The 10,257-nt window shown below is 31.3% G+C and carries 15 protein-coding genes and 1 tRNA gene; 15 read left to right on the top strand and 1 reads right to left on the bottom strand.

Going from position 1 to position 10,257, the window contains the following annotated elements; translation table 11 throughout:
* From V5784_RS08385 to V5784_RS08345, 9 genes are all read left to right on the top strand, one after another.
* On the top strand, nucleotides 1–252 hold a 252-nt coding region (locus V5784_RS08385), incomplete at its 5' end, for a hypothetical protein (RefSeq protein ID WP_336888579.1).
* A 188-nt stretch (nucleotides 253–440) separates the two neighbouring features.
* Nucleotides 441–695 (top strand): hypothetical protein, encoded by a 255-nt coding sequence (locus tag V5784_RS08380; protein ID WP_336888578.1) that lies wholly within the window; start codon nucleotides 441–443, stop codon nucleotides 693–695.
* A complete protein-coding gene (locus V5784_RS08375) occupies nucleotides 692–865 on the top strand; it encodes a hypothetical protein (protein WP_336888577.1) in 174 nt (57 codons plus the stop codon). The genes V5784_RS08380 and V5784_RS08375 overlap by 4 nt, the downstream gene beginning before the upstream one ends.
* A 4-nt stretch (nucleotides 866–869) precedes the next feature.
* Nucleotides 870–1,220, top strand: coding sequence for a hypothetical protein (locus tag V5784_RS08370; protein ID WP_336888576.1), 351 nt, complete (start codon nucleotides 870–872; stop codon nucleotides 1,218–1,220).
* A gap of 95 nt (nucleotides 1,221–1,315) precedes the next feature.
* Nucleotides 1,316–1,486: a hypothetical protein gene (locus tag V5784_RS08365; protein WP_336888575.1), complete on the top strand. Its 171-nt coding sequence runs from the start codon at nucleotides 1,316–1,318 to the stop codon at nucleotides 1,484–1,486.
* Entirely contained in the window at nucleotides 1,486–2,199 is a 714-nt protein-coding gene (locus tag V5784_RS08360) for a ParA family protein (protein ID WP_336888574.1), read from the top strand. The genes V5784_RS08365 and V5784_RS08360 overlap by 1 nt, the downstream gene beginning before the upstream one ends.
* Nucleotides 2,200–2,874 carry a hypothetical protein gene (locus tag V5784_RS08355; RefSeq protein WP_336888573.1) on the top strand — a complete coding sequence of 225 codons (675 nt, stop codon included), beginning with the start codon at nucleotides 2,200–2,202 and terminating at the stop codon, nucleotides 2,872–2,874.
* A 14-nt stretch (nucleotides 2,875–2,888) separates the two neighbouring features.
* Nucleotides 2,889–3,059 (top strand): transcriptional regulator, encoded by a 171-nt coding sequence (locus V5784_RS08350; protein WP_336888572.1) that lies wholly within the window; start codon nucleotides 2,889–2,891, stop codon nucleotides 3,057–3,059.
* Nucleotides 3,060–3,226: 167 nt separating this feature from the next.
* Nucleotides 3,227–4,138, top strand: a complete 912-nt coding sequence (locus tag V5784_RS08345; RefSeq protein WP_336888571.1) for a site-specific integrase — start codon at nucleotides 3,227–3,229, stop codon at nucleotides 4,136–4,138.
* A gap of 66 nt (nucleotides 4,139–4,204) precedes the next feature.
* On the opposite strand, the gene V5784_RS08340 is transcribed toward V5784_RS08345, so the two are convergent.
* Nucleotides 4,205–4,281 (bottom strand) — tRNA-Arg (locus tag V5784_RS08340).
* Nucleotides 4,282–4,364: 83 nt separating this feature from the next.
* Between V5784_RS08340 and V5784_RS08335 the strand changes: the two genes are divergently transcribed.
* The 6 genes from V5784_RS08335 to V5784_RS08310 all read left to right on the top strand — a co-directional run bounded on the left by V5784_RS08335 (nucleotide 4,365) and on the right by V5784_RS08310 (nucleotide 10,067).
* Nucleotides 4,365–5,678: an SH3 domain-containing protein gene (locus tag V5784_RS08335; RefSeq protein WP_336888570.1), complete on the top strand. Its 1,314-nt coding sequence runs from the start codon at nucleotides 4,365–4,367 to the stop codon at nucleotides 5,676–5,678.
* Between the two features lie 69 nt (nucleotides 5,679–5,747).
* Entirely contained in the window at nucleotides 5,748–7,805 is a 2,058-nt protein-coding gene (gene fusA, locus V5784_RS08330) for an elongation factor G (protein WP_336888569.1), read from the top strand.
* 111 nt (nucleotides 7,806–7,916) lie between these two features.
* The gene (locus V5784_RS08325; RefSeq protein WP_336888568.1) at nucleotides 7,917–8,465 is read left to right on the top strand and encodes a hypothetical protein; all 549 of its coding nucleotides are present in this window, start codon (nucleotides 7,917–7,919) and stop codon (nucleotides 8,463–8,465) included.
* The gene (locus V5784_RS08320; RefSeq protein ID WP_336888580.1) at nucleotides 8,429–8,851 is read left to right on the top strand and encodes a glycosyltransferase; all 423 of its coding nucleotides are present in this window, start codon (nucleotides 8,429–8,431) and stop codon (nucleotides 8,849–8,851) included. The genes V5784_RS08325 and V5784_RS08320 overlap by 37 nt, the downstream gene beginning before the upstream one ends.
* Entirely contained in the window at nucleotides 8,841–9,302 is a 462-nt protein-coding gene (locus V5784_RS08315) for a hypothetical protein (protein WP_336888567.1), read from the top strand. Before V5784_RS08320 ends, V5784_RS08315 begins: the two co-directional genes overlap by 11 nt.
* A gap of 66 nt (nucleotides 9,303–9,368) precedes the next feature.
* Nucleotides 9,369–10,067, top strand: coding sequence for a glycosyltransferase family 4 protein (locus tag V5784_RS08310; RefSeq protein ID WP_336888566.1), 699 nt, complete (start codon nucleotides 9,369–9,371; stop codon nucleotides 10,065–10,067).
* Nucleotides 10,068–10,257 lie beyond the last annotated feature (190 nt).

Genomic DNA, 10,257 nt, shown 5'->3' with positions numbered 1-10,257 from the left:
ATCTTGAGGTTAGAAAAAGAAACTAGAAAATTATTTAATTCAAAAAAAGTTTCACCCCCAGGACAAAATGACGCACCCCTCGGGACAGAATGTCCTGACCCCCAGGACAAAATGGGGCGACCCCTGGGACAGAATGGCGTTAACAAAGAACCCCAAGAAAAGAACCCCAAGAAAAGAACCCCAAGAAAAGAACCCCAAGAAAAGAACCCCAAGAAAAGAACCCCAAGAAAAGAACTCCTAAAAAAGAAGTAGTAGCAGAAAAGAAAGATTCTGCTACTGCTCCTGAAGATAATTTTTTTAAAGAACTAAAAACCGTTCTTTCAGAATTCAGTATTAAAAATACTAATTCTAATACTTTAAAAAATATTAAAAATTATTCCAATAGAAATATCAATGAGGTTAAAAAAGTTATTGAATTTATAAAGCTAAAAAATAAAAACATGAACTCCAAAGTCTTGGTGGCGATCCTAAAAGATAAAGATCACGAGGTAGTTGAGCCGTTGGATATAAAAAAAGTTACTAGAAAAGAAAAAATATTCTTCATGGTTGAAAAATTAGGAGAATTTAAAATCAGATCTATGAGAAATTCAATTTTAAAAAATATTGGGTGTGAATGCCAAGGTGTAGATGATGATCTGGGTAATCAACTCTGTAAAAAATACAATCACTCAAAAACTCAAGGGGGAGTGGAATGAAACGAACATTAATTAAAAATTGGAATTATTTTAGAATTAGGACTTTACCTGATATTAAAAAATTAGTGCTGCATGGTGTGGAATATACCGATCAAGTTGATATCCAGGGGATGTGTTTTGAGGCATACCTGCAAAAAGAAATCATTGAATTTGAAGTGGAGGTGAGTTGACCTTATGACAAGGGGAGTTTTAACCGATAGTATCTTAGTAGAGCTAGAACAAATAATTCCTGATTATTTGCCAATTCAACATTTAAAATTATTAAGATTATTACCTTTTATCGATTATACAGTAAAAAATACAGGGGTCTTTAAAAGAGAACAATTAAATAATGAAGAATTTGCAATATTAACTTATTTGGTTGAAAAAAGACATCTAGACTTGAGTCTTCTTACAGGACAAACACCTAATTTTATGATGGATCTTAAATATAAAATAAAGATTCGGGAGTATAAATTCTATTATCTCATGCAAAGAGCTCTTTGGTTCTCATATGTTGAAAAGAGACTACCATGGGAAAAGTAAAAAAATTAAAAAACTCTATCATCCATTTTTCGGGAATAAAAAAATAAAAGTGTATGCTATCGATCTGAGTCAAAAGTTTATATAGGGAGGCAATTATGAAAAAACCAAAATTAAGACCAAATCATCAAGAAATTATAGCTATGAGTTTAGAGGATTTAAACTTTATTTTAAAAAGTGAATATGTATTGACCAATAGACAGAGTAAACAAATTAAATCAGAGATCAAGAGAAAAAGAGGAATAACAAGGCATAAGGTGATTGTCTAATGGCTAAAGTAATTTTATTTAAAAATAATAAAGGAGGAGTAGGAAAGTCATTACTGTGTTTCTGGACTGCCCACATCCTCTCTACTCTTTCAAAATCAAAGGATAGAAAGAATAAAGTACTAATACTTACATCTGATTCACAGAATAATATTATGCAGATGGCAGGGGTTAAGTCAGGCTATGGTGATGGCCTTCAAGGGTATATTGATGGTAGAGGTTCAGATCTAATCAGATTAAGAAAAGACTTATTTTATATCCCTCTTACAAGCACTGGGATAAAAAGAACCTTTGAAACCAGGTTCCTAGATGTAATAGAAATTTTTAAAACTCAATATGACTATATCCTTATCGATGGTTCACCAGTATTAAAGTTAGATAACATCTTTCTGGAAGTGAGTGACAAGGTAGTTATTCCTACCTTCCTTGATAAAGTAACTACTAAGGGCATGATCAATCTGATAAGAGAAGTAGGAGTAAATAAAGTAGCCCTAATCGTTCCTAACAGGGTTGGGAAAAGCAAGATGGAACGAGAACATCTGAATAAATTAAAAAAGAGTCTGGAGGGGGTAGGAGCTGCTATCACTGATCCAATTTATCAAACTCTTAAAATTATGCAGCTTACAGAAAAATCAAAAACAATCATGGAAACAAAGAGTAAACAATATAATGAGATAAAACAGATCTTTGCAAAAATTGTAAAGGCTGTGATGTAGATGGATGTCTTTGGAGAACTCCAGGAAGCAGTAAAAAAAGAAATATATGTTTCGGAATTTGATTTCGCGAGTCGCGAAATTGAAAAAGAAGATATCGAATTCATAAAAAATAGTGAGCAAAAATTAAGGGAAAGTTTTATGGCTGTCAGCGACTCCTTATATGATATTTGTAGAATGCTTAATCAGGTATCTTTAAAATTTAAAAAGTCTGGTGATTTTACACAGTGGTATGAAGCCAATGGATTGACTAAAGATAATATCTCAGAATTCAATAAAAGGTTTATCTTGTTCCAGGAGTTTAGTGATAAAAAAGATTTCATCGCATCACTCTCTACCCAGTCGGTTAAATTTTTAACTCATAAAGATGTTACAGCAGACGCCAGGGAAAAGATAATTGATGGGGGGATAAAAAAAGCAGAAACAATAAAAGAGTTATTAGCTCCTATAAAGGATCAGATAGCAATTGAATTTAAAAAACCAGTTCAATATGTTAATTATAAAAAACTAGAGAAAATGAGAGTTGAAATTACCAAAGTAGAAGATGGTGGAACTTTAGAAGAATATAAAGCTGAAGCTATGGCTATTGAAGAACATCTAAAAATGATAAAAACATCTATAAAAAGTAAGGAAAAAGAGTTTGAAAACAAAAATAATTTGAAAATGTTTAAGAAATAAGGGAGGAGGTATAGATGAAGGATTTCTATAGAAAAGAAGATTTAATGAAAATTTTAGATATATCAGAAAATACGGCATATAAAATAATAAGAGAGTTAAATACAGAACTAAAAGAGAAAGGGTATAAAACAATATGTGGCAGATTACATAGAAAATATTTTGATAGACGTTATAGGATTAATTAGCTTATGAGTGTATATAAAGATAAGCTAAGGAATAGTTGGTATGTAGAAATAAGGTATAAAAGCTATAATAACGAACAGAAAAAAAAGAAAAAAAGAGGCTTTAAACAAAAAAGGAAGCAAAAGAGTGGGAAATTAAATTTCTTTCTCAAGAAAAAGAAACATGTTCAATGCTAGGCTTTAAACAACTAGCAGAGATTTATTTAGAAGATATACAAGTAAGAGTAAAAGCTAGTACATTTGCAAGGAAAAAAAGAGTATTTAATGGGAAACTTATACCATATTTCAAAGAAAAATTAATTCAAGATATTACACCTGCAACTATAAAAAAATGGCAAAATCATGAATTAAAAAATGAATATACAAAAAGTTACTTTAAAACTTTACAAAAAGAATTGAGTGCAATATTTAATTATTCAGTTAAATTTTATGGAGTTAAAGAAAACCCTGTCAGAGTAACTGGAGGAGTTCAAGAATCGCCTTTATTAAGAGATAAGAAAGATATCAATATAATTACTCCTGAAATATACAAAAGGTTTATAAGGGAGATTAAAACATTTGACAATAGTGAAATTTCACTTATATTTTCTTTACTATATTATACTGGTTGTCGAATAGGTGAAGGGTTAGCTCTAAATATAAAAGATCTAAACTTTGATGATGGTAGTATAAATATAAATAAAACTTATTCAAAAATTGATAAAAAAGAGTATATCACAACACCAAAGACTAAATCATCTATTAGAGTTATAAAAGTTCCAGATTTTTTGATGGATGATTTAAAGAGGTATATAGATACCCTATATGATAAGGAAGTAAAAAGAATTTTTCAAGTTAGTAGAACGAACTTACATAGACGTAAGAATTTAGCAATAAAAAAATTGAAACTAAAACAATTCAGCCTACATGATTTTAGGCATAGCCACGCTTCAATACTTTTTCAAAGCGGAGTAAACATTGTTAGAATTTCAAAAAGATTAGATCACGAAAGTATAAAAATGACCTTAGATACATATTCACATTTAGTAGAAACCGATGAAAATAAGGTGTTAGAAGTTTTAAATAAATTAAACGATATTTAAACTTTTGTCCCCAAATTGTCTCCACAAATTTATGAGCTCAATAAACTCAACTGTTAAAATTAAAACTGGTGCACCTAATAGGAATCGAACCCATAGCCTTCTGATCCGAAGTCAGACGCTCTATCCAATTGAGCTATAGATGCAAAACCAAGTAAGATTAGTTTACCTTACTTACAGAGTTATGTCAACCAGAATTATTAATGAAATCTAAGATAGGAGGAAAAATATGAAAAAGATCTATATATTATTAATTATAATAGTATCTTTCTATGGTTGTAGTGTTAAAGAGGTTGTGGTCCCTGTAGAAGTTAAATTAACAATAGTAGAAAATACAGAGATAACGAGCAATGTACCTATAAATTTAGAAATACTTCCATTATATGAAAAAAATATTGAATATACTGGAAAGCTGCCACTGATAGATTATTTGTTTACTGATTTCCCAGCTAATATAAGAAGTAAACCATCGATAAATGGAAGAATCTTAGGTAGGACAAAGATCAAAGTAAAAATAGAGGTAATAGATGTGGTAAGGGGAGATGGGATTAAAAACAGTAGAATATGGTATAAGGTCAGGTATAAAAATTATACCGGATATCTCCATTCTTCTGTAATAGTAAAAAGAGAATTTAGATTTGAAGAGATGGCAAAGAGAGCAAAGAATTTAGATTTTTTCATTGCAGAATCTAAGGAGAATAATTGGAGTATTGAAAGGATCATACAGTATAAACCAGGTTCTAGTGAAGATAAAGGTGCTCCTTTAGATATGTATGGAAATAGAGGAGAACAAAGTATTAGAGGTATTTATACCAGTCCAAGTGGCAAAAGTTCATTGAGATATCTTTCGGATGGGAGGATAGTTTCGGTAAAAAAAAGAGGTCCAAGGGAAGCTCTTGTAACGATTCCAGATTCAACGAGAACATATAAAATAGCAAGTGGTAAAACTCAAAAGATTGACCTAAAGGACGGCATAAATAAAATTATAGTAATTGATTTGGATAATCAGAATCAAGGTATATTTTTAAAAAAAGATGATGTGTGGCAGTTGATCTCCTATTCACTAATTAGCAGTGGTATAAATAATAATCGTGATTCCTACGAAACACCAAAAGGTTATTTTTTGGTTGGTAATACAGTGAGACAGGTTATTTTTCCCTATAAAGAAAAAGTAAGAAAACAGGATCTAGGTGGTGAAGTTGTTGAAAATATCACAGAAGGAGGGATTGATGAAGAGGATTATGAGATAGTAAAAAAATATTCTAGGGCAAATTATGGGATAAGATTTAGTGGAGGCGGATATATTCATGGGATTCCATTAAGGGATGATACGGTGAAGGCATTAGGAAATAAAGAAGCCGTAAAAGAAAGAAAGGAAAGAGCAATAATTACATTGGGAACATATAAAAGGTCTCATAAATGTGTCAGAAGCCCGGAGGAACATGAAAGTTTTCTATACCATGATTTTGTAGGATATAACCCAAAATATGAAGGGAAATGGTGGAGGCTTCCTAAGGAAAATGTAGCGGTTATTGTATTTTAAAGATCCAATTCTAATTTTGAATTAATGTCAGTAAAATATGGGTAATTATTAAGATCTGGGGGGGATAAAATGAAAAATTATGATATTGATAAGATAAAAAATATTATATTTTTAGGACATGGTGGAAGTGGTAAAACTACCATTATCGAAGCTCTTTTAAATGTAGCGGGAGTGACTAGTAGAATGGGAAATATTGAAGAGGGAAATACTGTTTCAGATTTTGAAAAAGAGGAGATTCAGAGAGGCTTTTCCATTAATACTTCTATTATCCCAATAGAATATTGTGGAAATAAGTATAATATCTTAGATACACCTGGTCACTTTGACTTTAAAGGAGAGGTTAGCGCTGCACTCAGAGTAGTTGGAGGCGCTGTCCTTGTAGTAGATGCCACTTCTGGGATTGAGATAGGAACTGAAAAAGCTAATAAAATATTGGAAGAGAAAAATATTCCAAGGGTTATTTTCATAAATAAGATGGATAAGGGGTTTATTCAATATAGTAAGATATTGGAGGAATTGAAAGACACTTTTGGAAAGAAAATAGCACCATTTTGTGTTCCTATAGGTGAGAAGGAAAATTTTGAAGGATTTGTAAATGTGGTGGATTTAAAAGCTAGAAGATTTGATGGGGAAACTTGTGTGGATTCAGAAATTCCTCAAGGAATGGAAATTTCTTCTATCAGAGATATGCTCTTGGAGGCAGTGGCTGAATCTAATGAAGAGCTGATGGAAAAATTCTTTAATGGGGAGAAATTTACCGATGAAGAGATCCATACTGGTCTCCATAAAGGGATTGTAAATGGAGATATAATACCAGTGTTAGTAGGATCAGCTATTAACTCTATTGGAATCCATACTCTATTTGATACATTTTTAAATTATATGCCTACTCCAAATGAGATGCAGGATGGTGAAAGAATAGGAGAAAACCCTAAAACATCTGAGCTTAAAATTAAAAAAGTAGATGTTGAAGAATCTTTTTCTGCTATTGTGTTTAAGACAATTGTTGATCCATTCGTAGGAAGGATATCATTGTTTAAGGTGAATTCTGGAGTTTTAAGAAAAGACACAGAAATTTTTAATACAAATAAGAATAAAAAAGAAAAAATATCTCATCTGTTCTTTCTTAGGGGGATAACTCAAATAAATAGTGATGAGATAAGAGCCGGCGATATCGGTGGGACTACTAAGTTACAGCATACTCAAACAGGGGATACACTCTGTAATATAAATGATCCGATACTTTATCCTACTATTGATTTTCCTGAACCATGTCTATATCTTGCAGTAGAACCAATGAATAAAAACGATGATGAAAAAATAAGTACCTTCCTGCAAAAATTAACTGACGAAGATCCAGCTTTTAAAATTGAAAGGAATTATGAAACTAAACAGTTATTAATAGGAGGACAGGGAGAGAAACATCTACAAGTTATAACCCATAAGCTACGAAATAAATTTGGTGTGAATAGTGTTACATCTGAACCTAAGATAAGTTATAGAGAGACTATTAAGGGTATGATAGAGGTTCAGGGGAAGCATAAAAAACAAACTGGTGGATCTGGGCAATATGGAGATGTACATATAAGATTTGAACCGAGTAATGAAAAATTTGAATTTATAGATAAAGTAAAGGGAGGAACAGTTCCAAGACAATATATATCAGCAGTAGAAAAAGGCATAGTTGAAGCCAGTCAAAATGGAATTTTAGCAGGATATCCACTGATTAATTTTAAAGCTACTCTTTTGGACGGTTCTTATCATTCTGTAGATTCAAATGAGCTTTCTTTTAAAATGGCAGCAATGCTTGCCTATAGACTGGGTGTACCTAAAGCAAAACCTATAATTTTAGAACCAATAATGAAGGTAGAGGTTCTGGTCCCAAATGACTATTTGGGAGATGTAATAGGTGATTTAAATAAAAGAAGGGGGAAAATTTTAGGAATAATACCCTATGGAGATCAGCAGAAGATAAGTGTAGATGCTCCTCAGAGGGAGATGTTAAAGTATACTACTGATCTTAGAGCTCTCACTCAGGCAAGGGGGGAGTTTACACTGGAGTTTAAAAAGTTTGAGGAACTTCCGGAAAAAATTAGTGAAAAAATAATTTTAGAGAATAAAGAATAGAACGTTAGGAGAAAAAATATAAAACCTGTGAATCTGGCACCCAAAAGGTGTTTTCGCAGGTTTTTTATATGCTGACTTTTCTCTTTTTGGATAATTTTTAGTGGAGATCCTATGTATAATATTTTAGAAGGAAGGCACAAAATTTTTAATGACAGAAAAGCTTCTGGGGGAATTCAGGTAATCTATGAACATGCTGATATCTTGAATGGGAATAAAATTCCAGCTAAGGTAGTGAGTTTAGGCGGCAGGTTTAATAGTATCAATGCAGATTGGTTTGAGCATAAGACTTCTATGACATACTTAAAAGGGGAAATTAAAAAAATTAAAGAGGAGGATATTGTTATCTGTCCTGAGGTCATACCTCAGGAGATTTTACAGTTTAAAAAAGGACGAAGACTTCTTTTTGTACAAAATTGGGCTTTATATAGAGACGGAAGTGCTGAAAAATATGGATTTGATGGAATAATAGCACTGAAAGGATATTGTACAGAGTATATGAAGGAGCGGTCAAATCTACCAATTTTTAGTGTCCTCAATGGGCTAGATTTAGATAAGTTTTGTTATAAAAAAGAATTAAAAAATTCCAATACAATGCTTATTTTATATAGGAAAATCAAAAAGATATCGACAGTTTTATTAAAAATTTTCCAGATGACTTAAAAGATACTTTTGAATTTGAGATTATATATGAACACTTAGAAAAAAGTGAGTTGATTAAAAAATATGAAAAAAATGATATCTATCTATCTTTTGGTTATCCAGAAGGGTTTGCACTGCCTCTTTTGGAAGCTATGGGGTGTGGATGTGCAGTCATAGGTTTTACAGGCCGTGGGGGAGATATTCATATGATACATAATAAGACAGCTCTCACAAGTAGGGATGGAGATATAGAAAGTTTGTATGGTCATCTTTATAGAATAAAAGATGAACCAAGACTTAAAGAAAAATTGAGAATTAACGGACTCGAGAAAACAAAAGAGTTTAGTAAACAAAATACGGAAGACAGTGTACTGAAATTATTTAAGGAGGTAGAAGATGTATTATAACTACTTAATTCAACTACCTGTTATGATAAAAGATAATAAAATTTATATGGAGAAACTACCTGCTATAGACATAAATCTTCATGTAGATCTGCTGCCTAAAGGAGTGAAATTAAGATTGATAGCTCCTTTGATTTCAAATCTAACAAGAGATTATATTCCCTTAAACGATAATATGGAGTTTATTCCCCTTGAATATGAAAACTCATTTATGGAGGGGTTTCGAGTCTATCGAAAAAATAAAAAAATAATTAATAATGCTCTCTCTCAGGGGGAGATACTACATACTGGGGGAGGAGGATACCCGTATATGATCTCCTCTTGTTACACTGGAATTAGAGATTCACAAAAGTATGATATAAAGAAATTATTTATAATGGATTGTGACCTTGTAGGAAAATTAAAAACAGATCAAGTAGACAGAAGTAAAAATATTTTGAAAAAGATATTTTGAATAGGGTTTATGCATTATTCTAAATATTTATATGAAAAAAGTATAGGAATTGGAGATACTGCTTTTATGTTGGGGGAAGGAGTTTATCAAAAATATTTTAAATCGAGTAAAAATCCATTTAAAATTTATCAGCCTATTGTAGGAGAAGATCAAATAATTAAAGAGTCGGCATTGGAAAACAAATTGGATTCTATAGGTGCCAATACCGAGAAAATCAAGTTATTTTCTATTGGCAGACTGGTATATGAAAAGGGGTTAGATACGTTGATAAAAGGATTTATAGGTATTCCTAAAGAAAAATATGAAATTAATATAATCGGCGATGGGATTGAAATAGACAAGTTGAAAAGGTTGTCTAAAAAACTGAATATCCATGTGATTTTTTTTGGGTGGATACCTTGGGGAGAAGAGTTATTTTCTATTGTTTCGAAACAGCATATAATAATAATTCCACACAGAACTGAGGAAATGACTCGTGCAGTATTTGATAGTATGGCTCAAGGTGTTGGTTTTATAACAACAAAAACTATTGCACTATGTGATGTGGTTTCTAAGGTGAAAAATGGGATGACATTTAATATAGATGATGCAGGTGAACTAAATAAACATATTAAAAAAATAATAGAAGATACAGATTTGATAAAAAAATGGTCGCTGAATTCTTTTAATTATATAAAAAAACATAATAGCAGGAGCTATATTCTTGAAAGGATTAAAAAATTAGAAAAAGATGGGTTTTTTAAAAAATGTGATGTGAAGGAATGATAATTATGAAGGCATTGGTACTATTTCCATTGATTATAAATATAATAGTTTTGATGACAAAGGGTGAAAAAGCTGCTTTTAAGGGTCTGTCTCATATTTTGTGTAAACCTCCAAATTAGTGTAAACTACAATTACATTAATTTGGAGGTTTTTTTATGAGAAAAAGAAGAAAAGATTTATCCCCTGATGA

The sequence above is a fragment of the Psychrilyobacter sp. genome (assembly GCF_037132775.1).
Lineage (GTDB): Bacteria > Fusobacteriota > Fusobacteriia > Fusobacteriales > Fusobacteriaceae > Psychrilyobacter.
Note: the sequence above shows the minus strand (reverse complement) of the source record. Positions and strands in the feature narration are given on the sequence as shown.

Coding starts and splice junctions, on each gene's coding strand:
- V5784_RS08335 (WP_336888570.1), top strand. CDS start 4,365: ATGAAAAAGATCTATATATTATTAATTATAATAGTATCTTTCTATGGT.
- V5784_RS08380 (WP_336888578.1), top strand. CDS start 441: ATGAACTCCAAAGTCTTGGTGGCGATCCTAAAAGATAAAGATCACGAG.
- V5784_RS08365 (WP_336888575.1), top strand. CDS start 1,316: ATGAAAAAACCAAAATTAAGACCAAATCATCAAGAAATTATAGCTATG.
- V5784_RS08315 (WP_336888567.1), top strand. CDS start 8,841: ATGTATTATAACTACTTAATTCAACTACCTGTTATGATAAAAGATAAT.
- fusA (WP_336888569.1), top strand. CDS start 5,748: ATGAAAAATTATGATATTGATAAGATAAAAAATATTATATTTTTAGGA.
- V5784_RS08360 (WP_336888574.1), top strand. CDS start 1,486: ATGGCTAAAGTAATTTTATTTAAAAATAATAAAGGAGGAGTAGGAAAG.
- V5784_RS08355 (WP_336888573.1), top strand. CDS start 2,200: ATGGATGTCTTTGGAGAACTCCAGGAAGCAGTAAAAAAAGAAATATAT.
- V5784_RS08325 (WP_336888568.1), top strand. CDS start 7,917: ATGTATAATATTTTAGAAGGAAGGCACAAAATTTTTAATGACAGAAAA.
- V5784_RS08310 (WP_336888566.1), top strand. CDS start 9,369: ATGTTGGGGGAAGGAGTTTATCAAAAATATTTTAAATCGAGTAAAAAT.
- V5784_RS08375 (WP_336888577.1), top strand. CDS start 692: ATGAAACGAACATTAATTAAAAATTGGAATTATTTTAGAATTAGGACT.
- V5784_RS08350 (WP_336888572.1), top strand. CDS start 2,889: ATGAAGGATTTCTATAGAAAAGAAGATTTAATGAAAATTTTAGATATA.
- V5784_RS08370 (WP_336888576.1), top strand. CDS start 870: ATGACAAGGGGAGTTTTAACCGATAGTATCTTAGTAGAGCTAGAACAA.
- V5784_RS08345 (WP_336888571.1), top strand. CDS start 3,227: ATGCTAGGCTTTAAACAACTAGCAGAGATTTATTTAGAAGATATACAA.